Origin of the sequence: Microbacterium sp. JC 701 (assembly GCF_021026215.1) — a bacterium.
GTDB lineage: Bacteria > Actinomycetota > Actinomycetes > Actinomycetales > Microbacteriaceae > Microbacterium > Microbacterium algihabitans.
Window position 1 is genome coordinate 219408 of record NZ_JAJNCV010000005.1, and the last position, 24918, is coordinate 244325.

A 24918-nucleotide genomic window follows, 5' to 3' on the forward strand; every position below is an offset into this window, starting at 1 on the left:
CCCGCGTGTGCACAACGGCGGGGGGTTCGGCGACACGCCGCGTGGGTCCGGCCGGTGTCCGGCTTGTCGTCGGCGACGCCCGCGGTTGTGCTCGGCCCACCGCCTGCTCTGCCGACCCACAACGCGCGCAGGGTGAATTCCCTCCGTGTTCATCACGCGTTTGCGAAACATGTCTGTAACATTTCGAGGCAACCGGGAGCATCACGCCGGTCACGAGGCCGTACCCGACGGCCCGGAAGGAACGAGATGCGTTACGCCGAGTACCCCCGTGCTGAGAGGGTGCTGCTGCACCTGAGTGACACCCACCTGCGCGCCGGCGGTGCGCCGCTGTACGACAGCGTCGACTCCGAGGCCTACCTCGCCCGGGCGGTCGAGGCGATCGGTGCCTCGGGAATCCGCCCCCACGCCCTGGTGTTCACGGGTGATCTGGCCGACTTCGGCGAGGCTGACGCCTACGAGCGCGTGCGCCGACTGGTCGAGCCGCTCGCGGAGCGCCTCGGCACGCGCGTCATCTGGGTGATGGGCAACCACGACGACCGCGCGGCGTTCCGCGCCGAACTGCTTCCCGGCGATGCCGCCGATGCGACCGCCCCGGTCGACCGCGTCGACGAGATCGACGGCCTGCGCGTCGTGACCCTCGACACCTCGGTGCCCGGCGCGCACCACGGAGAGGTCACCGCCGCCCAGCTCGAGTGGCTCACCGAGGTGCTGGCGACGCCGGCCCCGCTCGGCACGATCCTTGCGATGCACCACCCGCCCGTGCCCAGCGTGCTCGACCTCGCCGCCTCCGTCGAACTGCGCGACCAGCGCAGCCTCGCCGCGGTGCTGCGCGGCACCGACGTGCGCGCGATCCTCGCGGGTCACCTGCACTACTCGACGTTCGCCACGTTCGCCGGAATCCCCGTGTCAGTGGCATCCGCCACCTGCTACACGCAAGACCTCATGGTGCCCGTGGGCGGAACCCGCCCGCAGGACGCCGCGCAGGGGTTCAACACCGTGCACGTCTACGACGACACCGTGGTGCACTCGGTCGTGCCGCTCGCGGCGACTCAGGCTCTGCAGTACGTGGATGCCGCGGAGTCGCAGCGACGCCTGCACGACGCTGGCATCGTGGTGCCGGCGTCGCGGGCGTTCAGCGGACCGGTGTCGCCGCCGACGACGCCGCTGCCGATCCTTCGTTGACCGCCGTCTTCTCCCAGGGAGCGGCGACGGGGAAGTAGCGCTCGAGGCACGCCCGGAGCGCGGGGACGCGCACCTCTTCAGGGATCTCGGGCACGCTGCCGTCGTTCAGGCAGAACATGTCGGTGTCGCGGCGCGAGACGAGGCGCTCCATCGTGCGCAGCGAGTCGAGCTGCGTGGTCTGCACGTAGCGCGTGCGGGGCTCGGTCGTGATGACCGCCCGGCCGGTCGCCAGCGCGTAGTGGTGGTACAGGCTGTTGGTCACCGAGATGTCGGTCGCCGAACGGAACCGGCTCGCGGCGGTGCGGGCGTAGTCGTCGGCGAACTCCTGCTCGAGCTCGAATGCGACCGAGCGACGAAGCGGCGTCGCGCAGTGCTCGAGGTCGAGGGTGATGACCCGGCCGAAGCGCTCCTTGAGCAGCGCGCGGTTGACGCGCAGGCCGTTGTCGTGGCCCGAGCGGTCGATGTGCGCGGGGCCGCTGCCGATGCGCACGCCGCTCTCGACGAACCGGCTGACCCCGCCGCCGCTGAAGAACAGCTCGGGGGTCACGGGACGACCGAAGAACATGTCGTCGTTGCTGTAGAGGAAGTGCTCGGCCAGCCCCGGGATGCGGTGGAGCTGCGCCTCGACGGCGTGGGAGTTGTGGGTGGGCAGCACCGCGGGATCGGCGAAGAACTCCTCGCTGCGCACGATCGTCACCTTCGGGTGATCGGCGAGCCACTCGGGGGTGGGGGAGTCGGTCGCGATGAAGATGCGGCGCACCCACGGCGCGTACATGTGCACGCTGCGCAGCGCGTAGCGCAGCTCGTCGACCTGCCGGTAACGCGCGGCGTTGTCGTCGCCGTCGCCGACGACGTAGCCCTTCATGCGCGCGGCGCGCTGGCGCTGGAACTCGCTCGACGAGCCGTCGACCCACGAGAAGACCATGTCGACCTCGGCCGTGAGCTCGTTCGGGTGCGGGTCGAACATGCCCGCCACCGTCGTCCACCGTCGTCCGTAGCGCTCCACCTCGACCAGGTCGAGGTCGGCCGCGGCGAACTTGCGGCGGGTGAGGGCGCTGGGCCGCGGGGCCTCGATGGTCTTGTCGCCGAAACGCCAGAGCTCGAGTCGCGGGGCGAGCGACGCCCCGTAACGGTACGAGCCCTCGGTCGAGGTGCGGGGGCGGAACACCGCGTACGCCTGCACGGAGCCGGGCGAGGGGTGCACGCTGTGCGCGGGCACGGGGTCTTCGCCGCGGGCCTTCAGGTACACCGGGCCCAGCTCGGGATCGCGCAGAGCGGTGAGCGCCGCCTCGGCATCCGCCGTGTCGACGACGAGCTTGGGGCGACGGTTCGCGTCGCGCACGAGCATGACGCGCACGCCCGCGGCCTCGATCGCGGCGGCCGCGGTGAGCAGGTCGTCGCGCTCGGACATCGAGGGCGTGGAGGAGTCGTCGACGACGTGCAGGATGCCGTCGTGCATCCGGATATCGGAGCGGGAGAGCAGCGCGCGCCAGGGGTCGGTGTCGATCGACAGGGGGACCATCGGGCGCATAGTGCCTCCACGGGGATAGGTGACGGGCTCCCGTCACCGTAGGGTTCCGGGGTTACGAAGACGTTTCGGCGGCGGCGCCGAACGGCGGGGAGCGGCGCGCTACTGTCGAAGAGTGACTCGAATCGCTCGCTCCGGCCCGGTCTGTCCCGAACCGCTTTGCGAGCGACGGCGGGAACCGGGCCGACGTTCCAGTTTCGCACACGCCGGCTCCGTCGGACGCACGTTCGAGCGGCCCGCGCGATGAGCGCTGCTCCGCCGGCATCCGTCCGCGTCCGCGCCCCCGGCAAGATCAACGTCTTCCTCGAGGTCGGCGACGTCCAGGACGACGGGTATCACGAGCTCGCCACGGCCTTCCAAGCGGTGTCGCTGTACGAGGAGATGACGGCGACCCCTGCCGATGACATCACCTTGAGCGTGACGGCGAAGGGCCCCGTCGACATCGGGGGCGTGCCCACCGACGACCGCAACCTCGCCGTGCGCGCCGCGCGCCTGCTCGCGCAGACCGCCGGCATCGACCGCGGTGCCCATCTGTCGATCCGCAAGGCTGTTCCAGTGGCCGGCGGGATGGGCGGGGGATCGGCGGATGCCGCCGCCGCCCTGGTTGCGTGCGATGCACTGTGGGGACTCGGCATGCCGATGAGCGAGCTGGCCCGTCTCGCGGCGCGACTGGGCGCGGACGTTCCGTTCGCCCTGCTCGGCGGGACCGCGGTCGGAACAGGCCGCGGCGACGAGCTCAGCCCCGCTCTCGCACGCGGGCGGTTCGACTGGGTGCTCGTGCCCAACGACGAGGGCATGTCGACACCCGTCGTCTACGGCGAGCTCGACGCGCACCGCCGCCGCCACGCCGTCGACATCGGCCCGGCGCCGCGCGTGCCCGCTGTCGACCCCGACGTGCTGCACGCGCTGCGCCAGGGCGACGCCGAGATGCTCGCTCAGACCCTGCGCAACGATCTGCAGGCGCCCGCGCTGCACCTGCGGCCCGATCTCGCGCGCGTGCTCGAGCGCGGCGAGAGCTCGGGAGCGCTCGCGGGCATCGTGTCGGGATCCGGTCCCACGCTCGCGTTCCTCACCGCCGACGAGTCTTCCGCGATCGACCTGCAGGTCACCCTCAGCGCGGCGGGACTCGTCGCTCTGCACGTGCACGGCCCCGTGCCGGGCGCCCGTGTGGTCTGACCGCGGCGCACCATAGTGCAGGTCGACACACGGAGCAATCTTCGCCTCGGGGCCCCGCGACCTGGTTAGCCTCGTTCGAGGTGGTTCGTCACCGCTGGGTGCCGTGCCCGCGGGGCGCCACGAAGGGGGTTTCCCATGAAGGCAACACTCGACGGCGTCGTGATCGCCGAAGCCGACCGCGACGACCTGGCCTCGATCGAGGGCAACTGGTACTTCCCGCCGCAGGCGGTGCGCGAGGGCGCGCTGCACGAGAGCCCCACGCCCTACACCTGCCCGTGGAAGGGCGCCGCCCAGTACTGGAACATCTCGGTCGACGGTGCGGAACTCCCCGACGGCGCATGGTCGTACCCCGATCTGTACCCGGGCGCTGTGGATCGCGTCGGCAAGGACTTCGCCGGATTCGTCGCGTTCGACCGCAAGGTCGTGGTCTCCGACTGAGGTCGGGCAGTCACATGATCGAGTTCTCCGCCGTCTCGAAGATGTTTCCCGACGGCACGCGCGCCGTCGACGACTTCAACCTCGTCATCCCCTCGCGCCAGACCACCGTGTTCGTCGGGTCGTCCGGCTGCGGCAAGACGACGCTGCTGCGCATGATCAACCGCATGGTCGAACCCTCGTCGGGCACGATCCAGATCGACGGTGCCGACATCGGCGGCAAGCCCGCCGTGCAGTTGCGTCGCAGCATCGGCTACGTCATGCAGAATTCCGGGCTCATGCCGCACTTCACCGTGGCCGACAACATCTCCACGGTCCCCGTGCTGCAGGGCCAGAGCCGCAAGGCCGCTCGTGCGCGTGCGCTCGAGCTCATGACCACCGTCGGTCTCGACACGGCCATGGCCGACCGGTACCCGAGCCAGCTCTCGGGCGGCCAGCAGCAGCGCGTCGGTGTCGCCCGGGGGCTCGCGGCCGACCCCAACATCCTGCTCATGGACGAGCCGTTCGGCGCCGTCGACCCGATCGTGCGCGACGAACTGCAGCAGGAGCTCCTCCGCCTGCAGCGCGACATCGGCAAGACGATCGTCTTCGTCACGCACGACATCGATGAGGCGTTCCTGCTCGGCGACCAGGTCGTGATCCTCGAGAAGGGTGCCAAGATCGCCCAGGTCGGCACCCCCAGCGAGATCATCGAGAACCCCGCGAGCGACTTCGTGGCCAGCTTCATCGGCGCGGTCAAGGGTAAGCGCGCGCTGCACCTGAAGCAGACGCCGACCGGCACGGTCGTGGTCGATGCGGAGGGGCGCACGCAGGGCGCGATCGTGGAGGATGCTCACCCGTGAATTGGGTAGGGAACAACCTCGACCTCATCGCGCAGCTGACCGTCGTGCACCTGCGGCAGAGCCTCATTGCGCTCGTGGTCGGTTTCGTCATCAGCATTCCGCTCGGGTGGGTGGCCTGGCGGTACCGCCTGGTGCGCAGCAGTGTCATCACCATCACCGGGCTGCTCTACACGATCCCGTCGCTGGCCCTTCTCATCCTGGTACCCGTCGTGACCGGGTGGTACAGCATCGTCAGCGAGACGAACCTCGTCGTGGCGCTGGCCATCTACGCCGTGGCGATCCTCGTGCGAGCGGTGGCCGACGGCCTCGACTCGGTCGACGCGGGGGTTCGCCAAGCCTCCACTGCGATCGGCTACGGGTCGCTCCGGCGCTTCGTGGCCGTGGACTTCCCCCTGGCCGGTCCGGTCGTCCTCGCCGGGCTCCGCGTGGCTTCCGCGAGCACAATCGCGCTGGCGACGGTGGGCATCCTCGTCGGCATCCAGAACATCGGCTATCTCTTCACCAACGGGTTGCAGCGGCGCATCATCCCTGAAGTCTTCGCGGGCGTGATCGCGGTCGTCGTTCTCGCTCTGGTCATCGACCTGCTCCTCGTCGTGGCGGGACGGCTTCTCATGCCCTGGACGCGGGGAGCGAAGACCGTGTCCCGGCAGGGCAACCGGACGTTGGTGAAGGCATGAACCTCATCGGCGACGCGATCGGATGGATCTTCGGCGGCGACACGGGGCAGTTCGACCCCATCCCGGTCGCCATCGCAGGCCAGCTGCTGTACACGCTCATCGCGATGGTCATCGCCGGCGCGATCGCCATCCCCCTCGGCTGGTTCATCGGTCACACCGGCAAGGGGCGCGAGACCGCCGTCGCGATCTCCGGGGCCGCGCGGGCGATCCCCTCGTTCGGTCTCCTCATCCTGCTGACCCTGCTGCTGGGAGTGCTGCACAAGCCCGAAGCGGCGGTCATCTCGTTCATCGTGCTCGCCATCCCGTCGCTGCTCGCGGGCGCGTACACCGGCTTCGAGGCGATCGACCGCCGCGTCATCGACGCGGGACGTTCGATGGGGATGACCGAGACGCAGGTGTTCTGGCGCATCGAGGTGCCCCTCGGGCTCCCCCTGCTCGTCGGAGGCATCCGCGCGGCGACCCTGCAGGTGCTCGCAACCGTCACGATCGCGGCCTACATCGGCCTCGGTGGACTTGGCCAGTACATCATCGCCGCCATCCCGCTGCGCCGCTTCGACATCCTCATCGGCGGCGCCATTCTCGTGGCCGTGCTGGCCCTGGTGATCGACGGTCTCTTCGCCCTCCTCCAGCACCTGGTCGTACCCCGCGGCATCCGCGCGGCCGGTGCTGCGCAGCCGCAGCGTCGATCCGCACGACAGCGACGCGCGGAGGCCATCGCCGTGGGTGCCCCGGCTGCACCGCCGACCGCGCCCTGACCCCACCCGACTCCCGAACCACCAGAAAAGAGAGCACCCATGTTCACAGCACGAACCACCAAGGGCCTCGGCCTGATCGCCGGCCTCGCGGTCGCCTCGCTTGCCTTCGCAGGCTGCAGCGGCGGCTCGTCCGACCCGCTGAGCAACGGCGGCGGCGCCGCCAGCGGCTCGTCCGACACCATCGTCGTCGGATCGCAGGCGTACTACTCGAATGAGATCATCGCCGAGATCTACGCCCAGGCCCTCGAGGGCGCCGGCAAGACCGTGACGCGCCAGTTCCAGATCGGTCAGCGCGACGCGTACATCCCGCTCCTTGAAGACGGCACCGTCTCGGTCTTCCCGGAGTACACCGGCAACCTCCTGCAGTTCTTCGAGAAGGACACCACCGCGCGCACCGCAGACGATGTGTATGCGGCGCTGCCGGCGGCCCTCCCCGAGGGCCTCGAGGTCCTCGACCAGTCGTCCGCGACCGACCAGGACTCCTACACGGTCACGAAGGCGTTCGCCGACGCGAACGGCCTGACCAGCATCGCCGACCTCGCAAAGGTGACGACGGGGCTCACCCTGGGCGGCAACGCCGAGCTCGCCGAGCGCCCGTACGGGCCCGCCGGACTCGAGTCGACCTACGGCGTGAAGGTGCAGTTCTCGGCAACCGGCGAGACCACCGTCGACGACCTGGTCGCCGGCACCGTGCAGGTCGCGAACGTGTACACGTCGGAGCCTCGCATCCAGACCGACGACCTCGTCACCCTGACCGACCCGAAGGGCCTGTTCCTCGCGTCCAACGTGGTACCGGTCGTCAACTCGAACGTCGCGTCCGAGGTGTCGGACGTGCTGAACAAGGTCAGCGCCGCGCTCACCCCTGAGGGACTCGTCGAGCTGAACGTGAAGTCCACGGTCGACGAGGAGTCGACGCCCGACATCGCCAAGGAGTGGCTCTCGGCCAACGGCTTCTGAGCCCGTACCGCTCACGCGGGGTCGTCCGGTTCGCCGGGCGGCCCCGCGTCGTTTTCGCCCGCGAGACTGCATCTCGCTGACATGTCGATGTCAGGGTGCAGCCCCGTTGTCAGCGGGTTGCCGTCTCGGCGCGAAGGAGGGGCCCGCGTCCGAGCGCTTCGCGCGGAAAAGGCGGGCGGATGCCGACGCCCCGGGCACCGCGTAGCCTGGGACGGATATGGCACATCTGCTCGGGGGCGAAGCCCTGCACCTGGAATACCCGACCAAGGTCGTCTTCGACTCCGTCTCGCTCGGCGTGAACGAGGGCGATCGCATCGGTATCGTCGGCCGCAACGGTGACGGCAAGTCGAGTCTGCTCGGCATGCTCGCCGGCATCCGCGAACCCGACGGCGGTCGCGTGACCGTGCGCGGCGGGGTCACCGTCGGTGTACTCGACCAGCAGGACACCCTTGACGACGATGACACGATCGGCCACGCGGTGGTCGGAGATCGCGCCGAGCACGAGTGGGCGGGCGACTCCCGCACGCGCGACGTGATCGCGGGACTGCTCGGCGACCTGCCGTGGGACGCCCGTCTCGGCGACCTCTCGGGTGGTCAGCGCCGCCGCGTCGCGTTGGCGAAGCTGCTCTCGGGCGACTGGGACGTGCTGTTCCTCGACGAGCCCACCAACCACCTCGACGTCGAGGCCATCACCTGGCTCGCCGCCCACCTCAAGAAGCGGTGGGCGCCCTCGGCGGGCGGCCTGCTCGTCGTCACGCACGACCGGTGGTTCCTCGACGAGATCTGCACCGCGACCTGGGAGGTGCACGACCGCACCGTCGAGCCGTTCGAGGGCGGGTACGCGGCGTACATCCTGCAGCGCGTCGAGCGCGACCGCCAGGCGGCGTCGATCGAGCAGCGCCGGCAGAACCTCGCGCGCAAAGAGCTCGCGTGGCTGCGCCGCGGCGCCCCGGCGCGCACCTCGAAGCCGAAGTTCCGCATCGACGCGGCGAACGAGCTCATCGCCGACGTGCCCGAGATCCGCGACAAGGTGGCCCTGCAGTCCCTCGCGGTCGCGCGGCTGGGCAAGGACGTCGTCGACCTGCTCGACGCGGGCGTCTCCTTCGGCGACAAGACGGTGCTGAAGGACGTCGAGTGGCGCATCGCGCCGGGCGAGCGCACCGGCATCCTGGGCGTGAACGGCGCGGGCAAGTCCACGCTGTTGAGCCTCGTCACCGGATCGCTCGAGCCGACGAGCGGCCGCGTCAAGCGTGGCAAGACGGTCAAGGTCGCCACCCTCACCCAGCGGCTCGACGAGCTCGACCAGCACCTGAACGACCCGGTGCGCGTCGTCATCGCGGGACTCCGCACGACCTACGCCTTCGGTGCCGGCTCGAAGTCGCAGGAGCTCACTCCAGGTCAGCTTCTCGAGCGACTCGGCTTCTCGAGCGCGCAGCTGTCGACGCCGGTGAAAGACCTCTCGGGTGGGCAGAAGCGGCGCCTCCAGCTGCTGCTGGTCATCCTCGACCAGCCGAACGTGCTGATCCTCGACGAGCCCACCAACGACCTCGACACCGACATGCTCGCTGCGATGGAAGACCTGCTCGACTCGTGGTCGGGCACCCTCCTCGTCGTCTCGCACGACCGCTACTTCCTCGAGCGCGTCACCGACCAGCAGTACGCGATCCTCGACGCCAAGCTCCGGCACCTCCCCGGAGGAGTCGACGAATACCTCCGTCTTCGGGCGATGCAGGATGCCGAGCCGACGCGGTCCGCGTCGACCGGCGGTTCCGCCTCGACTCCGGGCCTGCAGGGCGCGGAACTCCGTGCCGCGCAGAAGGAGGCCTCTGCCACCGAGCGGCGCATCGAGAAGCTGCAGCAGCAGATCGACAAGGCCAAGGCCGCGCTCGTCGACCACGACCAGGCGGACTACGAGGGGCTCGGCAAGGAGATGCAGCGCATCTCCGCTCTCGAGGGCGAGCGCGACGAGCTCGAGATGCGGTGGTTCGAGCTCACCGAGACGATCGGCTGACGGCATCCGGAACCGCCTTCGTGCGCGTCAGTGGATCGCGTACTCCAGTAGCACGATGAAGACCCCCAGGCACGCGGTGGCGAACGCCCCGAGCAGTCGGCCCGCGAGGCCCGCGCCGCGACGGCGGTAGGCGTTGTAGCCCAGCAGGGCGAGCACGATGAAGGTCGACCACATGCTCAGGTCGGCCGCGTCGTCGACCGACACGCCCGTCGCGCCCGCGATGAGCAGCACGAGCACCGAGGGGACCGAGGCGTAGAGCATGCCCGCGCCGTGCCGCATGCCCTCGCGGGTCGCGTGCCGCAGACCGTGATCGGCGTGCTCGGTGAGCGTGTGGGCGAACACGTGGGCGATGAAGAAGACGACGAGCGAGGTGGCGGCGCTCAGCAGCACCTCGCCGACGGAATCGGCGTGGTCGTCGGCGATGGTCACGAACGCCGCGAACACGATGAGGCCGTAGATGGCGGCGGGGGAGCGGAAGCGTACGTCGAACCACGACTTCACCCGCTGCCAGCGGGTGGGGGCGTCCGTCGGCGCGCTCACGCGTCGAACCCCAGGCTGAGCTTGCGCAGCAGCGTGGCGAGGCGGTCGCGGTCGTTGCGGGCGAGCCCGTCGAGCAGCAGGGCCTCGGCGTCGACCAGGCGCGTGATCGCGGCATCCACCCGCACGCGTCCGTCTTCGGTGAGCGTGACCAGGATGCTGCGTCCGTCGCCGGGATCGGCCTCGCGGCGCACGAACCGGCGGGCCACCAAGCGATCGATGCGGTTGGTCATCGTGCCGCTCGAGACGAGGGTCTGCTGCAGCAGCTGCTTGGGGCTCAGCTGGTACGGCTCGCCCGCGCGGCGCAGGGCCGAGAGCACGTCCCACTCCCACGACTCGATGTCGCTGCGGCGGAAGGCCTCTTTGCGGGCGATGTCGAGATGGCGCGACAGGCGCGCGACGCGGGAGAGCACCTCGAGGGGCGAGAAGTCGAGGTCGGGGCGCTGACGCATCCAGGCCTCGACGATGCGGTCGACCTCGTCGCTGTCCTGGCTCGTGCTCACGCTCTCATTATGGCCAGCCCACCGCGTCGCGACAGCGCGCCCCTCATCGGTGGGGCCCGCGTCTGGCAGACTTGACCGGTGCCCTCGGGCGCGGTCCGCCGTGGTGTAACGGCAGCACGACAGCCTTTGGAGCTGTTAGGTCCAGGTTCGAATCCTGGCGGCGGAGCATGACATCATCGACCGAGCTGGCCGTCGTCGTCCTCGCCGCGGGTCAAGGCACCCGTATGAAGTCGCGCACCCCCAAGGTGCTGCATCCGGTGGGCGGTCGCCCGCTCGTCGGGCACGTGCTCGACACCGCCGCCTCGCTCGACCCGGCGCGCATCGTCGTCGTCGTGCGGCACGAGCGCGAGCTCGTCGCCGAGACGGTGTCGGAGCTCGCTCCCGGCGTCGTCGTCGTCGATCAGGACGAGGTGCCCGGCACGGGGCGCGCGGTCGAGGTCGCCCTCGACGCGCTCGACGGCTTCGAGGGCGACGTCCTCGTGCTCAGTGCCGACGTCCCGCTGCTCGAGACCGGCACCCTCACCGAGCTGCTCGCCACCCACCGCTCCGGCGGGACCGCCGTGACGCTGTTGAGCGCGCGCGTCGACGAGCCCTTCGGCTACGGCCGCATCCTGCGCGATCACACCGACGGCGTGAGCCGCATCGTCGAGCAGAAGGACGCCTCGGCCGAAGAGGCCGCGGTCACCGAGATCAACGTCGGCGTGTACGTGTTCCAGGCGTCACCGCTGCGCACGCAGCTCGCGCGCGTGGGCACCGCCAACGCGCAGGGCGAGAAGTACCTCACCGACGTCGTCGCCCTGCTGCGCGAGGCCGAGCTCGGGGTCGCGGCATCCGTCACCCGCGACGCCTCCGCGGCGCTCGGCGTGAACGACCGCGTGCAGTTGTCCGAGGCCGGCCGCACCCTCAACGCGCGCACGGTGCGCCGCTGGCAGCTCGAGGGCGTCACCGTCGTCGACCCCGCCACCACGTGGATCGACGTCACCGCGACGCTCGCCCCCGACGTCACGATCCTGCCGAACACGCACGTGCGCGGCGCCACAGCCATCGCCTCGGGCGCGACCATCGGCCCCGACACGAGCCTGACCGACTGCGAGGTGGGCGAGAACGCCACCGTGACCCGCACCGACGGCACGCTCGCGGTCGTCGAGGCCGGCGCCACCGTCGGCCCGTTCGCCTACCTCCGCGCCAACGCGCGCGTCGGCGTGAACGGTAAGGTCGGCACCTTCGTCGAGGTGAAGAACTCCTCGATCGGCGAGGGCAGCAAGGTGCCCCACCTGTCGTACATCGGCGACACCGAGATCGGCCGCGGGGTCAACCTCGGCGCCGGCGCGATCACCGCGAACTACGACGATGTCGCCAAGCACCGCACCGTCATCGGCGACCAGGTTCACAGCGGATCGCACAACGTCTTCGTCGCGCCGGTTACGATTGGAGCCGGTGCCAAGACAGGTGCCGGTGCGGTCATCCGCAAGGACGTTCCGGCCGGTGCTCTGGCGCTCAGCGTGTCCCCCCAGCGCAACATCGAGGGGTGGGTCGAGAAGAACCGACCGGGCACCGCTGCGGCCGACGTGGCTGCGCGGGCTCGGGCTGAACAGGAAGCGGCCGATGGCTCGTAAGAAGAATCGTGTAGACCTCGACCGCGACAACGGCATCGCCCCCGGGCTCGTCGCCAAGACCAAGAAGCGGCTCGTCGTCGCCTCGGGTCGGTCGCACCCCGAGCTCGCCGCGCAGGTCACGCAGCACCTGGGCACCGAGCTCGCCCCCACCGAGCACCGCACCTTCGCCTCGGGCGAGATCTACACCCGCTTCGAGGTGTCGATCCGCGGCTGCGACGTGTTCGTCATCCAGTCGTTCGGCCCTCCGGTCAACGAGTGGCTCATGGAGCTGCTCATCATGCTCGACGCGCTCAAGCGCGCCTCGGCCAAGCGCATCACGGTGGTCGCCCCGTACTTCCCGTACTCGCGTCAGGACAAGAAGGGTCGCGGCCGCGAGCCCATCAGCGCGCGCCTCGTCGCCGACCTGCTCAAGACCGCCGGCGCCGACCGCGTCATGAGCGTCGACCTGCACGCCGCGCAGATCCAGGGCTTCTTCGACGGTCCCGTCGACCACCTCTTCGCCAAGCCGGTGCTGCTCGAGCACTTCGAGCAGGGCCTGTCGACCGAAGACCGCGAGACCCTCACGGTGGTCTCGCCCGACATGGGCCGCGTGCGCGTGGCCGACACCTGGTCGGACAGCCTGGGCGCGCCCCTGGCGATCATCCACAAGCGTCGTGACCCGAAGGTCGCCAACCAGGTTTCGGTGCACGAGATCGTCGGTGACGTGAAGGGCCGCACCTGCCTGCTCGTCGACGACATGATCGACACCGGCGGCACGATCCAGAAGGCCGCCCAGGCGCTCAAGGCGTCGGGTGCCCGCAAGGTCATCGTCGCGGCGACGCACGCGATCTTCAGCGACCCGGCCACCGAGCGTCTGCAGGATCCCGCGATCGACGAGGTCGTCGTCACCGACACCATCCCGATCTCCGCCGAGCGTCGGTTCGACCGGCTCACCGTCCTGCCGATCGCGCCGCTGCTGGCGCGCGCGATCCACGAGGTCTTCGAAGACGGCTCGGTCACGAGCATGTTCGGCGGCGACGCGTAGCAAGTTCCCGATCGACCATTCCCAGCCGCCTGCCCTCCGGGGGAGGCGGCTGGGTTCGTTCGAAGGCCGCGCGTGCGCCGTCGTGCGGACTCCGGGGCCGACACGCCGGTCCCGACGGCTAGCGAGGGGGCGTGTCGACCGTCTCGTCCGCACGACGGCGCACCGAGCGCTCACAGGTGGCACAAATGTGTGAACCCGCTCGCCGTCAAGGTCGTGTCCCTAGCGTGAGCTCGACCGAGCCGCGAGGCACGACCGAAGGAGGACCCTCATGATCCGCACCACAGCCGTACCCCGTCCCGTCCGCGTCGGAACCGCCCTGTTGGGCGTGGCCGGCATCGTCACGCTCGCCGGCTGCTCCGGCGGCACGTCGGACGCCGCGGCCCCCGCCGCGAGCGAGGCCGCCCCCGCGGCGAGCTCGGCGCCGTCGACCAGCGCGGCCGCCGACGCCTCGAGCACGTCGGGTGCGTACAAGGACGGCACGTACGAGGCCACCGGGCAGTACGCGACCCCCGAGAGCGTCGAGACGATCGACGTCACCCTCACGGTGGCCGGCGACACCGTCACCGCCGTTGAGGTGACCGGAGACCCCCAGGCCGCGGAATCCAAGCGCTACCAGGGCGAGTTCATCGGCGGCATCCAGAGCGAGGTCGTCGGCAAGAAGCTCGACGAGCTGTCGGTCAGCAAGGTCGCCGGTTCGTCGCTGACCAGCGGCGGCTTCAACAAGGCGGTCGACACGATCAAGACCGAGGCCAAGGCCTGACGATCATGGTCACCCCGACCGCGACGGCCTCGACCTGGGCGTTCGACGCGATCGGCACGTCGTGGGCGATCGACACGGCGGCCGAGCTGCCCACGGTCGCCCGCGACGCCGTGTCGGCCGTCATCGAGCGTTTCGACCGCGAATGGTCGAGGTTCCGTGCCGACTCGCTCGTGTCGGAGCTGGCCGAGGGGCGCGCGGCATCCGTTCCCGCTCCGAGCGACGCGGATGCCATGCTCTCGCTCTACCGCGAGCTCGACGAGGCGACCGCCGGGGCCGTGAACCCGTTGGTCGGCGACGCGCTGGCGCGCCTCGGCTACGACGCGCGCCTCACCCTCGCCCCGTGGGGAGGGCCGCAGCCCGCGCCCGCGTGGCGCGATCTGCTCACCTGGGGCGACACGCTGTCGCTGGGCGCCCCGGCCACGATCGACGTCGGTGCTCTCGGCAAGGGGCGACTCGTCGACCTGGTGCTCGACGTGGTCACCGCCCACGTGGAGGGCGATGTCGTCGTCGACGCCTCGGGCGATCTGGCCGTTCGCGGGGAGCCCGTGCGGGTCGGTCTCGAGCACCCGTACGACGCCTCGCGCGCGATCGGTATCGCCACCGTGACCGATGGCGCGCTGGCGGCCTCGGCCATCAACCGTCGCGCGTGGGGCGAGGGCCTGCACCACGTTCTCGACGCCCGCACCGGTGCGCCGGTGAACGCGTTCGCGGCGACCTGGGCCCTCGCCGACACCGCGATGCACGCCGACGCCCTGGCCACCGCGTTGTTCTTCGACGGTGGCCCGCGCCTCGCGGCCTCGTGGAACGCGCAGTGGGTTCGCATGCGCACCGACGGCCGCGTGGAGTGGTCGCCCGGATTCGAAGGAGAAGTGTTCTCATGAGCGTCACGCTCACCGCGGGCTCGACCCGCGTGCTCGGTCTGATCGGCCGCGTGTCGATGTACCGCCTGGTCATGGCCTCTCTCGGCCTGCTCGCGGTGATCTCGCTCGTGCTGTCGTTCGCCGGCCTCGTCGTCCCCGAGCCGCTCGAACTGGTCGCGAGCGCCGTCGTGCTCGCCCTCGCGTGCGTGGCGACGGACCTGGTCGCGCAGGGCGTGCTCCGGATGCCGCGGCGTGTGGAGTCCTCGCTCATCACGGCCGCGATCCTGTTGTTCGTGCTGCGGCCCACGCTCGAGCCGGTGGGACTCGCCGGACTCGCGCTGGCCGGGGTCGTGGCATCCGCGTCGAAGTACCTCCTCGTGTGGCGGGGCCGGCACATCTTCAACCCGGCTGCCACCGGCGCGTCGGTGCTCACGATCGTCAGCATCTGGGCGCCCGACCTGGGCTCCTCGGCGTGGTGGGTGGGGTCGCCGTGGCTCGCTGCGCCCGTGCTCGTGCTCGGGGTGCTCTTGCTGCTGCGCACCGACAAGCTCCCGATCGTCGTGGTCTTCTGGGGCGTCGCGATGGCGGTGGCGTTCACGCGCACGAGCGTGCAGTTCCAGGCGGCGGGCTTCCCCGTCGATGTGCCGAGCGTGCTGCTGCAGGTGGCGTTCTCGTCGCCGTTCCTGTTCCTCGGGGCGTTCATGCTGTCGGAGCCCCTGACCCTGCCGCCGCGGCGGATGCAGCAGTACGTCGTGGCGGTGCTGGTGGGCGTGCTCGCCGGCTGGCCGATCCCCGTCGGCGAGGTCACGCTCGGTCAGGAGCGCGCCCTGCTGGTCGGCAACCTCGTGGCCTTCCTGTTCTGCCTGCGCGCTGCCGTGCGCCTGCAGGTCGAGGGGCGCCGCGACCTCACCCCCACGGTGCGCGAGCTGACCTTCCGCGCCGCGCGTCCGTTCTCGTTCTCGCCCGGGCAGTACCTCGAGCTCGACGTGCCGCACCGCAAGCCCGACGGACGCGGGACCCGCCGCGAGTTCTCGATCGCTTCGGCCCCCGAAGACCTGCCCGAGGTGCGGATCGCTTTCAAAGACGGCTCGCAGTCGTCGTACAAACGCGCCCTCGCGGCGGTCGAGCCGGGCTCGACCCTCGCGGTGACGGGCGTGTGGGGCGATTTCGTGCTGCCGTCGCGGCCCACGGCACCCGTCCTGCTGGTGGCGGCGGGCATCGGCGTGACGCCGTTCGTCTCGCAGCTGCGTCACCTCGTGGCCACCGATCAGCAGCGCGACGTCGTGCTGGTGTACGTGGTGTCGGATGCCGAGGAGCTCGCGTTCCGCGACGACATCGCCGCCAGCGGCATCCGCGTCGTCGTCTTCTCGCGCGACGAACCGCGTGACCTGCCGGCGGGCTGGGAGTGGGCGGGGCCGGACCGCGTCGACGCCTCGTCGCTCGTGCGCGCGGTGCCCGACCTCGCGCAGCGCGCGGCTTATGTGTCGGGCCCGCCGCGGCTCATCTCCGCACTCGCCCCGGCCCTGTCGAAAGCGAAGTCGCTGACCACCGACGCGTTCGCGGGGTACTGACGAAGAAGGTGGCGAGCGCGGCCGGCGTCGGGGAGAGTGGGGGCATGGAGCCCGGATTCTTCCCCGCCGACCCGCCCGCCACCGAGCCGCCCGTCGAGCCGCGTCGAGAGCGCAACCCGTCGTTCGAGCCGTCCGCCGACGAGCTGCCCGTGCTGTTCGCCGTGTCCGAGGTGATCGCGCGCGGAGAGAACGTCGTCATCGCGCTGACGGGTGTCCGGGTCTTCTCCGACGGCATCGAACTGCTGATCGATCGTCACCTGCGGCGCGGTTCGATCGACGAAGGCGACTGGCGTCAGGTGCATGAGATGTTCGCGCAGCACTGGGGGAGGGGCGCGCTCGCGCCCGATCGCCTGCGCTGGGGTCTCGTACTCGGCGACGGCACGCGGCTGTTCGCCGAGGATCGCTTCGGTGCGCCCTTCGACGCCGACCCCGACCGGCACACGATGCGCGTCAACGGCGGCAGCGGGAGCGGTGACGACGACCGCTACACGATGCGCAATCAGCTCTGGGTCCACCCGCTTCCCCCCGAGGGGCCGCTCGAACTCGTCGTGCAGTGGCCGGCGTTCGGCATCGGCGAGTCGCGGGTCGTCCTCGACGGCGGGCGGATCGCCGCTCTCGCGCCGTCGGTGAAGCCGCTGTGGGGCTGAGGCGAGCGCTGAGCGCCTGAGTCTCGGCATCCGGAGCCGTCTTCTGCTCAGGCCGTCGCCGCGCCCGCAACGGACCCGCCGAGTCCGCGGGACGTCTCAGGCCGTCGCCGCGCCCGCGGGGTCGGCCGGCTTGGCGGGGAGGCGCACCTCGAAGGTCGTGTCGCCGGGCGAACTGGTCACCGTGATCGTGCCGCGGTGCGCGTCGACGATCGCCCGCGCGATCGACAGGCCCAGGCCCGTGCCACCGGTCTTGCGGTCGCGCGAGCGGTCGCCGCGGGCGAAGCGCTCGAACAGCTGCGAGGCGACCGAGGGGTCGATTCCGGGCCCGTTGTCGTGCACCCGCAGCACCGCCTCGGCGCCTTCGTGCGCGACCGAGACGTTCACCACGCTCCCGGCGGGAGTGTGGGTGCGGGCGTTGGCGAGCAGGTTCGCGATCACCTGGTGGAGGCGTGAGGCGTCGCCGGCGAGCTCGACGGGGGTGTCGGGCACGTCGATCGTCCACGAGTGGTCCGGGCCGGCGGGGCGCGCGTCGCCGACGGCCTCGACGGCGAGCCGCGTGAGGTCCACCGAGCCGTAGACCAGCTCCTGCCCCTCGTCGAGGCGGGCGAGCAGCAGCAGGTCTTCGACGAGCGTGGTCATCCGCAACGACTGGGCCTGGATGCGCTCGAGCGACTGCTCGGTGGTCTCCACGGCCAGGGCCGTGCGCTGGCGGCTCTCGTCGTCCTGCGCCTGACGCATCGCGCGCAGCGACAGCTCGCTGAAGCCGCGGATGGAGGCCAAGGGGGTGCGCAACTCGTGGCTCGCGTCGGCGACGAAGCGACGCATGAGCTCCTCGTTTCGCTGGCGCGCGGTGAGCGAGGCGTCGACGCGATCGAGCAGGGTGTTGAGGGCGGCGGCCACCTGTCCCGTCTCGGTGTGCTCGTCGACGAGGTCAGCGGGCACGCGCTCGTCGATCGAGATGTCGCCTTCTTCCATGCGCAACGAGGCGACACGCGTCGCCGTCTCTGCCACGGCGCGCAGGGGGCGCAGACCGAGGCGGATCACGACGGCGATGACGACGGCCCGCAGGAGCAGACCGCCGGCAGTGACGAGCGCGACGGTGGTGAGGATCGCACCGATCGTGCCGGTGACGTTCGAGAGGGGCAGGCCCACCAGGAAGACGGCGTCGCTGCCCGGCGTGGGGTACAGCCGCACGAGGTACTCGCCGAGGTTCGGCAGGTCGACCGTCGGCGTGGGGTCGGCCGTGCGCAGACTATCGACGATCTGCCCGAGGTCGTCGGTCGAGAGGGCGCGCACACCCTCGTCGGCGACGACGGCGGCCGTGTAGCCGGAGCGCGAGTTCATCACCAGAAGCGTGCCGGTCGGGAACCGGCCCGATTCGAGCACCTCGTCGGCGGTGTCCTGGAACACGACGCGGGGTTGAAGGCCGGATGCCGTCTCGGTCACCGAGGCGTCGAGGTTGGTGTACAGCACCTGGCTCAAGATCGCGCTGGTGGAGATGCCGATCATCACGAGGATGAACGCGACCATGCCGATCACGGCGGTCATCAACCGCGCCTGCAGCGTCCACGGTCGGCGCAGGCGCGCCCGCAGCGATTCGCGGGGCTCGGGCGGGACGGGGGGAGCGGGGCGCGGGGGAAGGCTCACTGCGGAGCTTTGATCATGTAGCCGACGCCGCGCACGGTGTGGATCAGCGGCTCGTGGCCCGCGTCGATCTTCTTGCGCAGGTACGAGATGTACAGCTCGACGACGCTCGAGCGCCCGCCGAAGTCGTAGTTCCACACGCGGTCGAGGATCTGCGCCTTCGACACCACGCGACGCTGGTTGCGCATGAGGAAGCGCAGAAGCTCGAACTCGGTCGCGGTCAGCTCGATCTCGCGGTCGCCGCGCACGACCTCGTGGCTGTCCTCGTTCAGCGACAGGTCGCCCACGCGCAGGATCGGCTCTGAGTCGCGGGTGAGGGCGGTACCGGCACGACGCATCAGGCCGCGCAGGCGCGCCACGACCTCTTCGAGGCTGAAGGGCTTCGTCACGTAGTCGTCGCCGCCCGCGGTGAGGCCGGCCACGCGGTCGGCGACCGCGTCCTTCGCGGTGAGGAACAGCACCGGCACGTCGTTGCCCGAATGGCGCAGGCGCTGCAGCACGGCCATGCCGTCGAGGTCGGGCATCATGATATCGAGCACCATGGCATCCGGTTCGAAATCCCGGGCGGCCGACAGGGCGTCGAAGCCCGAGCCGGCGGTGCGCACGTCCCAGCCCTCCATGCGCAGCGCCATCGACAACAGGTCGGTGAGCATCTGCTCGTCATCGACGACGAGCACGCGCAGGGCGCTCCCGTCGGGGCGGGTGAAGGCGGGGGCGGCGGCGGTCGCGGTCATGGAACTCATTGTGCGCTCGTATCTATGAGCTTTCTATGGCGAGCGTTATGGGAATGCTGTGAGCTGCGTCGCGCCCGGCTGAGAACGAGCATCAGACCCACCCCGATCGCCGCGCCCAGGGTGTTCGCCGCGACGTCGCGCAGATCGGCCACCCGGGTGGGGAGGAACAGCAGCTGGCACAGCTCGATCGCGCTCGACACCGCCGTCCCCAGCACGAGGCCGTGCCACCACCGCCCGCCCCAGGCGATCCCCAGCACGCCGAGCGGCACGAACATCGCGACGTTCGAGGCCGACTCCACGACGTCGAACGTGATCCACGACGTCAGGGGCGACAGCTGCAGAGCCGCGAGGACCCGGGCCAGCAGGCCGCCGACCTCGGGGTCGTAGATCGACGGTCGCAGCGTCATCCACCACACCGCGACCGCGTAGACGCACGAAGCGGCGACGAGCCATGCCCGCCGCCGCTTCGTCACTGTCGGAATCCCGCGATCAGTGGGTGTCTTCGGCTTCGATCTCGGTGCGGTCGCCCGACCAGAGGGTGTGGAACGTGCCCTCCTTGTCGATGCGGCGGTAGGTGTGCGCACCGAAGAAGTCGCGCTGGCCCTGGATGAGGGCGGCGGGCAGACGCTCGGCGCGCAGGCCGTCGTAGTACGCCAGCGACGAGCTGAAGGCGGGGGCCGGGATGCCACTGGCAGCCGACAGCGACACGATGTGGCGCCACGCGTCCTGCGCGCGGCCGAGCGCCTCGACGAAGTACGGAGCGGTCAGCAGCACCGGCAGCTCGGCCTCGGCGTCGTACGCCTCGGCGATGCGGTTGAGGAACTGCGCGCGGATGATGCAGCCGCCGCGCCAGATCTTCGATACGGCACCCAGGTCGATGCTCCAGTCGTACTGGGCGGCACCGGCGCGGATCTCGTCGAAGCCCTGCGAGTAGGCGACGATCTTCGAGGCGTACAGCGCCAGGCGCACCTGCTCGATGAACGCGTCGGCGTCCTCTCCCGACAGCACCTCGGTGCCCGAGGGGCCGGGGAGCTCGCGCGAGACCGAGCGCTGCTCGGGGTGGCTCGACAGCGACCGCGCGAAGGTGGCCTCGGCGATGCCCGACACGGGCACGCCCAGGTCGAGGGCGGTCTGCACGGTCCACGCGCCGGTGCCCTTGGCGCCGGCCTGGTCGAGGATCACGTCGACGAGGGGCTTGCCCGTGTCGGCGTCGGTCTGGCGCAGCACCTCGGCGGTGATCTCGATGAGGTACGACTCGAGCTCGCCGCGGTTCCACTCGGCGAACACGTCGGCGATCTCGGCCGGGCTCTTGCCCGTGGCGCGGCGAATGAGGTCGTAGGCCTCGGCGATGAGCTGCATGTCGGCGTACTCGATGCCGTTGTGCACCATCTTGACGAAGTGGCCGGCGCCGTCGTGGCCGACGTGCGTGACGCAGGGCTCGCCCTCGGCGACCGCGGCGATCGACTTCAGGATCGGGCCGAGCGTGGCCCAGGCCTCGTCGGAGCCGCCGGGCATGATCGAGGGGCCGCGGAGGGCACCCTCTTCGCCGCCCGAGACGCCCATGCCGACGAAGTTGATGCCGGTGTCGCGCACGGCCTTCTCGCGGCGGATAGTATCGGTGAACAGCGCGTTGCCGCCGTCGACGATGATGTCGCCGGGTTCGAAGACCTTGACGAGCTCGTCGATGACGAAGTCGGTGGGGCGGCCGGCCTTGACCATGATGATCGCGGTGCGCGGCTTCGACAGCGACGCGGCGAAGTCCTCGTACGAGAACGAGGCGACGAAGTTCGCTTCGGGGTGCTGCTCGAGCACGTGCTCGGTCTTGTCCTTGCTGCGGTTGAAGATCGCAACCGTGTTGCCCTCGCGGCTCGCGAGGTTGCGGGCGAGGTTCGAGCCCATGACCGCGAGGCCCACGACGCCGATGTTGGCGCGGCCGTCGCCCTCGCCCTGGGGGCGGGAGTCGGCCTCGGCGGTGGGACGATCCACCTCTTCGATGCCGGGTGCACCCTCGTGCACCTGTGCGGCCGTGTGCGGGGCCTGATCCTGGTCGCTCGAGGGTCCGGTCGGGGAGGGGGTCGACGTCATTCGTTGCTCCGTGTTCAGGTGCGAGGAAGGGGTGGGCGGGCTCACGCGGGCCGCCTCCGCCACTTTATCGGCTCGGCCCGCGTGTGTTTCAGGAGGGGGTATGGGTGAGCTGAAGCAGGTCGATGACCTCCTGCACCTGCTCGGCCGGGGTCAGGTCGAGGTCGACGCGGATCGCCTGCTCGTCGGCATCCGGCATCTCCAGCGTCTCGAACTGCGAGGTGAGCAGCGAGGGCGGCATGTAGTGGCCCTGGCGGCGCAGCAGGCGCTCGAGAACGAGCTTCGGGTCGCCCATCAGCAGCACGAAGGTGACGTCGTCGCGGCGCAGCACGTCGCGGTAGCTGTGCTTGAGGGCCGAGCACGTGATGATGCCCGGGCGACCGGCGGCGATCCGCCCGTCGATCCACGCGGCGACGCGGTCGAGCCAGGGCCAGCGGTCGTCGTCGGTGAGGGCGTGACCGGATGCCATCTTGGCGACGTTCTCGGCGGGATGCAGGTCGTCGCCCTCTTGGAAGTCCCAGCCGAGACGGCCGGCGAGCATGCCGGCGACGGTGGACTTGCCGGTGCCGGCGGGGCCCATGAAGACCAGGACGGGAACGGGAGCGGTCATGGAATCTCTCTTCGTCGAAAGCGGACGGGTCGGAATCAGATGGTGCGGCGCACTTCGGTGAGCACGGCGGCGACGTACAGGCGCGTGTGCTCCTCGGCGGCGTCGGCGTCGGCGCGTCCGATGGCCTCGGCCGTGGCGACGTGGTTGTCGAGGGCGTCGGGGTTCGGGACCCCCGGGGTGAGCCCGTGCATCGCTCGTCCCCCGATCGCGGCGGCGATGGGGGCGCGGGCGGCGGCCAGCATGAGGTTGCCGCTCGAGATGAGGATGAGGTCGTGGAAGGCGATGTCGGCCGCGAGGTACTCGGGGGAGTTGCCGAGGCCGGCCGCACCGAGGCGGGCGAGCTCGTCGGCCAGACGCAGAATCTCGCCGCGCTGGATGTCGGTGGCGCGCCGAGCGCTCAGGCGGGCGGCGACGGGTTCGACCGCCGCGCGGAGCTCGGTGGTGTTGACGATCAGCTGGTCGCGCCGGCGACCTGCGAGCTGCCACCCGATGAGGCGGGTGTCGAGGGCGCTCCAGTGCTCGGGCTCGCGCACGGTGAGTCCGACGCGGCGGCGCTGGGACAGGAGGCCCAGCGCTTCGAGGGAGCGGACGGCCTCGCGCACGACGGTGCGCGAAACGGCGTACTCGGCCTCGAGGGCGGCGAGGGTCAGGACGGTACCGGGCGGCAGATCGCCGTCGACGATGCGGATGCCGATCGCGTCGACCAGCGAGCCGTGCGTCGCTCGAGCCATTACCCCTCCTCGGGTCTTAGGTACGACCTAATCTTGGCAAAGATATGATTATTATGCAAAGATGCGACGACCGCTTCGCAGGGCGCAGGGCTGACGGCATTCCCGCAACGCGTCCGACGCCTCGAATCAACGGAGATCTCATGGACGACTGGACTGACACACTCGACATTGCGCCCCAGCGCGCCCTGGCCGTCTTCGGCATCGGGGCGCTGCTGTGACGGGCTCGAACGCCGACCTGTTCGACGTCTCCGATCGGCTCGCGCTCGTCACCGGCTCGTCGCGGGGCCTCGGCCGCGCGCTGGCCCTCACCCTCGCGCGCGGCGGCGCCCGCGTGATCGTGCACGGTCGGGACGCGGATGCCGTGGAGCGCACCCGCGCCGAGGCTGAGGAGCTGTCGGGTCGCCCCGCCCACGCCGTCGTGTTCGACGTCACGGATGCCGCGGCCGTCGAGGCCGCGGCCGGGGGAGTCGTGGAGGCGGTCGGCGTGCCCGACATCCTCGTCAACAACGCCGGCGTCCAGCGCCGCGCGCCGATCCACGAGTTCGCGGTGTCGGACTGGGACGACATCGTCGCGGCCAACCTGTCGGGCGTCTTCTACGTCTCGCGTTTCGTCACCCCCGCGATGGTCGCGCGCGGCTCCGGCAAGGTCGTCAACGTCGCCTCGGTGCAGTCGCGCCTGGCGCGCCAGACGATCGCGCCGTACTCGGCCACCAAGGGCGGCGTCGCGCAGCTGACCGCCGGCATGGCGGCCGACCTCGCGCGCCACGGCATCCAGGTCAACGCCCTCAGCCCGGGGTACTTCGCGACCGAGATGAACCGCGACCTCGTCGACGACCCCGAGTTCACTCGTTGGCTGACCCAGCGCACGCCGGCCGCCCGCTGGGGCGACTTCGACGAGCTGCGCGGGGCGCTGCTCTTCCTGGCGTCCGACGCCTCGAGCTTCGTGTCGGGGCAGAACATCTTCGTCGACGGCGGAATGACGGCGGTCGTCTGATCGTGGAGGAGCACACCATGAAATCGCTGCTGATCGAGTCGGCTCGCACCGCCGCCGTGCGCGAGGTCGCCGTCCCCGAGCCGGAGGAGGGCCAGGTCCGTCTGCGGGTCGCCTACGTCGGCATCTGTGGATCCGACCTGCACTACTTCTTCGACGGCGCCAACGGCGCGTTCGTGGTGCGCGAGCCGCTCGTGCCCGGGCACGAGCTCTCCGGCACGGTCGATCTCGACCCCTCGGGGGCGCTCGCTCCGGGAACGCCCGTGACCGTGCACCCCGCTCGGTTCGGCACGCCGCGCGAGGGCATCGAAGACGCTCCGCACCTGTGGCCCGGGGGTTCGTACCTCGGCAGTGCCTCCACCTGGCCGCACACCCAGGGCGCGGCATCCGAGTACCTGATCGTCGAGAGCGGCATGGTGCGCCCGCTGCCGACCGAGCTGCCGGTGCGTCGGGCCGTGCTCGCCGAGCCGCTCGCTGTCGCTCTGCACGCCCTCGGCAAGGCGGGCCCGGTGGAGGGTCTCGAGGTGCTGGTCACCGGATCCGGGCCCATCGGCCTGATGGCCGTCGCCGCAGCCACCGCCGCGGGGGCGCGCGTCACCGCGACCGATGTGCTCGCGGGTCCTCTCGAACGCGCTCGGGCCCTCGGCGCCCAGGCGACGATCGACGTCTCGACCGAGGCCGTCGAGGCCGGTGCCTACGCGGTGGTCCTCGAATGCTCGGGCGTGCCCGTCTCGATCTCCACGGCCCTGAAGGCGGTGCGCGCGGGCGGCACGGTCGTGCAGGTCGGCATGCTGCCCGACGACGCGCGGCCCGTGAACCTCGCGCCGTTCATCTCGAAGGAGGTGCGCTACTTCGGTGCCTTCCGCTTCCGCGACGAGATCGACGCGGCCGTGGAGCTGCTCGCGGCGAACCCGGCGATCGAGAGTGCGATCACGCACGAGTTCGCGGTGACGGATGCCGACGAGGCCTTCGCCGTCGCGCGCGACTCCGAGCGGTCGGGCAAGGTCGTCTTCGCCCTCTGACTGATACGACGAAGCGGAGCGGC

At 70.7% G+C, this 24918-nt stretch carries 25 protein-coding genes and 1 tRNA gene; 17 read left to right on the plus strand and 9 right to left on the minus strand.

Translation table 11 applies throughout. From position 1 onward, the window contains the following. The first annotated feature begins 246 nt into the window (after positions 1-246). Positions 247-1182 (plus strand): phosphodiesterase, encoded by a 936-nt coding sequence (locus LPW41_RS16505; RefSeq protein ID WP_144834239.1) that lies wholly within the window; start codon positions 247-249, stop codon positions 1180-1182. On the opposite strand, the gene LPW41_RS16510 is transcribed toward LPW41_RS16505, so the two are convergent. Beyond that, entirely contained in the window at positions 1133-2713 is a 1581-nt protein-coding gene (locus tag LPW41_RS16510) for a stealth conserved region 3 domain-containing protein (protein WP_144834241.1), read from the minus strand. The genes LPW41_RS16505 and LPW41_RS16510 overlap by 50 nt on opposite strands. A 240-nt stretch (positions 2714-2953) precedes the next feature. On the opposite strand from LPW41_RS16510, the gene LPW41_RS16515 reads away from it, so the two are divergent. From LPW41_RS16515 to LPW41_RS16545, 7 genes are all read left to right on the plus strand, one after another. Continuing rightward, the gene (locus LPW41_RS16515) at positions 2954-3886 is read left to right on the plus strand and encodes a 4-(cytidine 5'-diphospho)-2-C-methyl-D-erythritol kinase (RefSeq protein WP_144834243.1); all 933 of its coding nucleotides are present in this window, start codon (positions 2954-2956) and stop codon (positions 3884-3886) included. Positions 3887-4021: 135 nt separating this feature from the next. Beyond that, positions 4022-4324: a DUF427 domain-containing protein gene (locus LPW41_RS16520; protein ID WP_144834245.1), complete on the plus strand. Its 303-nt coding sequence runs from the start codon at positions 4022-4024 to the stop codon at positions 4322-4324. Positions 4325-4338: 14 nt separating this feature from the next. Continuing rightward, complete coding sequence (locus tag LPW41_RS16525; protein ID WP_154097573.1) at positions 4339-5163, plus strand: ABC transporter ATP-binding protein; 825 nt, start codon at positions 4339-4341, stop codon at positions 5161-5163. After that, positions 5160-5840, plus strand: coding sequence for an ABC transporter permease (locus LPW41_RS16530; protein ID WP_230705443.1), 681 nt, complete (start codon positions 5160-5162; stop codon positions 5838-5840). Before LPW41_RS16525 ends, LPW41_RS16530 begins: the two co-directional genes overlap by 4 nt. Next, complete coding sequence (locus LPW41_RS16535) at positions 5837-6595, plus strand: ABC transporter permease (protein WP_154097574.1); 759 nt, start codon at positions 5837-5839, stop codon at positions 6593-6595. Before LPW41_RS16530 ends, LPW41_RS16535 begins: the two co-directional genes overlap by 4 nt. 39 nt (positions 6596-6634) lie before the next feature. After that, positions 6635-7552 carry an ABC transporter substrate-binding protein gene (locus LPW41_RS16540; protein WP_144834253.1) on the plus strand — a complete coding sequence of 306 codons (918 nt, stop codon included), beginning with the start codon at positions 6635-6637 and terminating at the stop codon, positions 7550-7552. Between the two features lie 217 nt (positions 7553-7769). Then, positions 7770-9563, plus strand: coding sequence for an ABC-F family ATP-binding cassette domain-containing protein (locus LPW41_RS16545; RefSeq protein WP_230705444.1), 1794 nt, complete (start codon positions 7770-7772; stop codon positions 9561-9563). Positions 9564-9590: 27 nt separating this feature from the next. Here LPW41_RS16545 and LPW41_RS16550 read toward each other — a convergent pair whose 3' ends face one another. Further along, complete coding sequence (locus LPW41_RS16550; protein WP_144834257.1) at positions 9591-10103, minus strand: hypothetical protein; 513 nt, start codon at positions 10101-10103, stop codon at positions 9591-9593. Further along, positions 10100-10552 (minus strand): MarR family winged helix-turn-helix transcriptional regulator, encoded by a 453-nt coding sequence (locus tag LPW41_RS16555; protein WP_144834339.1) that lies wholly within the window; start codon positions 10550-10552, stop codon positions 10100-10102. The genes LPW41_RS16550 and LPW41_RS16555 overlap by 4 nt, the downstream gene beginning before the upstream one ends. A 145-nt stretch (positions 10553-10697) precedes the next feature. Between LPW41_RS16555 and LPW41_RS16560 the strand changes: the two genes are divergently transcribed. From LPW41_RS16560 to LPW41_RS16590, 7 genes are all read left to right on the plus strand, one after another. Further along, positions 10698-10769: transfer RNA gene (locus tag LPW41_RS16560), tRNA-Gln, on the plus strand. Position 10770: 1 nt separating this feature from the next. Continuing rightward, positions 10771-12219, plus strand: a complete 1449-nt coding sequence (glmU, locus tag LPW41_RS16565; RefSeq protein WP_144834259.1) for a bifunctional UDP-N-acetylglucosamine diphosphorylase/glucosamine-1-phosphate N-acetyltransferase GlmU — start codon at positions 10771-10773, stop codon at positions 12217-12219. Further along, positions 12209-13243 carry a ribose-phosphate diphosphokinase gene (locus LPW41_RS16570; RefSeq protein WP_230705445.1) on the plus strand — a complete coding sequence of 345 codons (1035 nt, stop codon included), beginning with the start codon at positions 12209-12211 and terminating at the stop codon, positions 13241-13243. Before glmU ends, LPW41_RS16570 begins: the two co-directional genes overlap by 11 nt. A gap of 268 nt (positions 13244-13511) precedes the next feature. After that, positions 13512-14003: a hypothetical protein gene (locus tag LPW41_RS16575; RefSeq protein ID WP_144834263.1), complete on the plus strand. Its 492-nt coding sequence runs from the start codon at positions 13512-13514 to the stop codon at positions 14001-14003. 5 nt (positions 14004-14008) lie between these two features. Then, positions 14009-14884 (plus strand): FAD:protein FMN transferase, encoded by an 876-nt coding sequence (locus tag LPW41_RS16580; RefSeq protein ID WP_144834265.1) that lies wholly within the window; start codon positions 14009-14011, stop codon positions 14882-14884. Next, positions 14881-16434 carry an FAD-dependent oxidoreductase gene (locus LPW41_RS16585; RefSeq protein ID WP_230705446.1) on the plus strand — a complete coding sequence of 518 codons (1554 nt, stop codon included), beginning with the start codon at positions 14881-14883 and terminating at the stop codon, positions 16432-16434. The genes LPW41_RS16580 and LPW41_RS16585 overlap by 4 nt, the downstream gene beginning before the upstream one ends. A gap of 44 nt (positions 16435-16478) precedes the next feature. After that, on the plus strand, positions 16479-17081 hold the full coding sequence (locus tag LPW41_RS16590; RefSeq protein ID WP_154097580.1) for a hypothetical protein: 603 nt from the start codon (positions 16479-16481) through the stop codon (positions 17079-17081). A gap of 96 nt (positions 17082-17177) precedes the next feature. Here the strand turns inward: LPW41_RS16590 and LPW41_RS16595 are convergent, their stop codons facing one another. From LPW41_RS16595 to LPW41_RS16620, 6 genes are all read right to left on the minus strand, one after another. Beyond that, positions 17178-18728, minus strand: a complete 1551-nt coding sequence (locus LPW41_RS16595; RefSeq protein ID WP_308071722.1) for an ATP-binding protein — start codon at positions 18726-18728, stop codon at positions 17178-17180. Further along, on the minus strand, positions 18725-19459 hold the full coding sequence (locus tag LPW41_RS16600; protein ID WP_144834271.1) for a response regulator transcription factor: 735 nt from the start codon (positions 19457-19459) through the stop codon (positions 18725-18727). Before LPW41_RS16600 ends, LPW41_RS16595 begins: the two co-directional genes overlap by 4 nt. Positions 19460-19464: 5 nt before the next feature. After that, on the minus strand, positions 19465-19932 hold the full coding sequence (locus tag LPW41_RS16605) for a VanZ family protein (RefSeq protein ID WP_154097581.1): 468 nt from the start codon (positions 19930-19932) through the stop codon (positions 19465-19467). A gap of 16 nt (positions 19933-19948) precedes the next feature. Next, a complete protein-coding gene (gndA, locus tag LPW41_RS16610) occupies positions 19949-21544 on the minus strand; it encodes an NADP-dependent phosphogluconate dehydrogenase (protein ID WP_144834275.1) in 1596 nt (531 codons plus the stop codon). An 88-nt stretch (positions 21545-21632) separates the two neighbouring features. Then, the gene (locus tag LPW41_RS16615; RefSeq protein ID WP_154097582.1) at positions 21633-22151 is read right to left on the minus strand and encodes a gluconokinase; all 519 of its coding nucleotides are present in this window, start codon (positions 22149-22151) and stop codon (positions 21633-21635) included. Between the two features lie 35 nt (positions 22152-22186). Continuing rightward, complete coding sequence (locus LPW41_RS16620) at positions 22187-22882, minus strand: FadR/GntR family transcriptional regulator (protein ID WP_154097583.1); 696 nt, start codon at positions 22880-22882, stop codon at positions 22187-22189. A gap of 214 nt (positions 22883-23096) precedes the next feature. Between LPW41_RS16620 and LPW41_RS16625 the strand changes: the two genes are divergently transcribed. Together LPW41_RS16625 and LPW41_RS16630 are read left to right on the plus strand one after the other, a co-directional pair. Continuing rightward, entirely contained in the window at positions 23097-23876 is a 780-nt protein-coding gene (locus tag LPW41_RS16625; RefSeq protein ID WP_154097584.1) for an SDR family oxidoreductase, read from the plus strand. A 17-nt stretch (positions 23877-23893) separates the two neighbouring features. Then, the gene (locus LPW41_RS16630) at positions 23894-24895 is read left to right on the plus strand and encodes a zinc-binding dehydrogenase (RefSeq protein ID WP_154097585.1); all 1002 of its coding nucleotides are present in this window, start codon (positions 23894-23896) and stop codon (positions 24893-24895) included. Positions 24896-24918 lie beyond the last annotated feature (23 nt).

Excerpts from the sequence above, each read along its gene's own strand:
- LPW41_RS16505 (WP_144834239.1), top strand. The coding sequence starts at position 247 with ATGCGTTACGCCGAGTACCCCCGTGCTGAGAGGGTGCTGCTGCACCTG.
- LPW41_RS16510 (WP_144834241.1), bottom strand. The coding sequence starts at position 2,713 with ATGCGCCCGATGGTCCCCCTGTCGATCGACACCGACCCCTGGCGCGCG.
- LPW41_RS16515 (WP_144834243.1), top strand. The coding sequence starts at position 2,954 with ATGAGCGCTGCTCCGCCGGCATCCGTCCGCGTCCGCGCCCCCGGCAAG.
- LPW41_RS16520 (WP_144834245.1), top strand. The coding sequence starts at position 4,022 with ATGAAGGCAACACTCGACGGCGTCGTGATCGCCGAAGCCGACCGCGAC.
- LPW41_RS16525 (WP_154097573.1), top strand. The coding sequence starts at position 4,339 with ATGATCGAGTTCTCCGCCGTCTCGAAGATGTTTCCCGACGGCACGCGC.
- LPW41_RS16535 (WP_154097574.1), top strand. The coding sequence starts at position 5,837 with ATGAACCTCATCGGCGACGCGATCGGATGGATCTTCGGCGGCGACACG.
- LPW41_RS16540 (WP_144834253.1), top strand. The coding sequence starts at position 6,635 with ATGTTCACAGCACGAACCACCAAGGGCCTCGGCCTGATCGCCGGCCTC.
- LPW41_RS16545 (WP_230705444.1), top strand. The coding sequence starts at position 7,770 with ATGGCACATCTGCTCGGGGGCGAAGCCCTGCACCTGGAATACCCGACC.
- LPW41_RS16555 (WP_144834339.1), bottom strand. The coding sequence starts at position 10,552 with ATGCGTCAGCGCCCCGACCTCGACTTCTCGCCCCTCGAGGTGCTCTCC.
- glmU (WP_144834259.1), top strand. The coding sequence starts at position 10,771 with ATGACATCATCGACCGAGCTGGCCGTCGTCGTCCTCGCCGCGGGTCAA.
- LPW41_RS16570 (WP_230705445.1), top strand. The coding sequence starts at position 12,209 with ATGGCTCGTAAGAAGAATCGTGTAGACCTCGACCGCGACAACGGCATC.
- LPW41_RS16575 (WP_144834263.1), top strand. The coding sequence starts at position 13,512 with ATGATCCGCACCACAGCCGTACCCCGTCCCGTCCGCGTCGGAACCGCC.
- LPW41_RS16580 (WP_144834265.1), top strand. The coding sequence starts at position 14,009 with ATGGTCACCCCGACCGCGACGGCCTCGACCTGGGCGTTCGACGCGATC.
- LPW41_RS16585 (WP_230705446.1), top strand. The coding sequence starts at position 14,881 with ATGAGCGTCACGCTCACCGCGGGCTCGACCCGCGTGCTCGGTCTGATC.
- LPW41_RS16590 (WP_154097580.1), top strand. The coding sequence starts at position 16,479 with ATGGAGCCCGGATTCTTCCCCGCCGACCCGCCCGCCACCGAGCCGCCC.
- LPW41_RS16600 (WP_144834271.1), bottom strand. The coding sequence starts at position 19,459 with ATGACCGCGACCGCCGCCGCCCCCGCCTTCACCCGCCCCGACGGGAGC.
- gndA (WP_144834275.1), bottom strand. The coding sequence starts at position 21,544 with ATGACGTCGACCCCCTCCCCGACCGGACCCTCGAGCGACCAGGATCAG.
- LPW41_RS16615 (WP_154097582.1), bottom strand. The coding sequence starts at position 22,151 with ATGACCGCTCCCGTTCCCGTCCTGGTCTTCATGGGCCCCGCCGGCACC.
- LPW41_RS16620 (WP_154097583.1), bottom strand. The coding sequence starts at position 22,882 with ATGGCTCGAGCGACGCACGGCTCGCTGGTCGACGCGATCGGCATCCGC.
- LPW41_RS16630 (WP_154097585.1), top strand. The coding sequence starts at position 23,894 with ATGAAATCGCTGCTGATCGAGTCGGCTCGCACCGCCGCCGTGCGCGAG.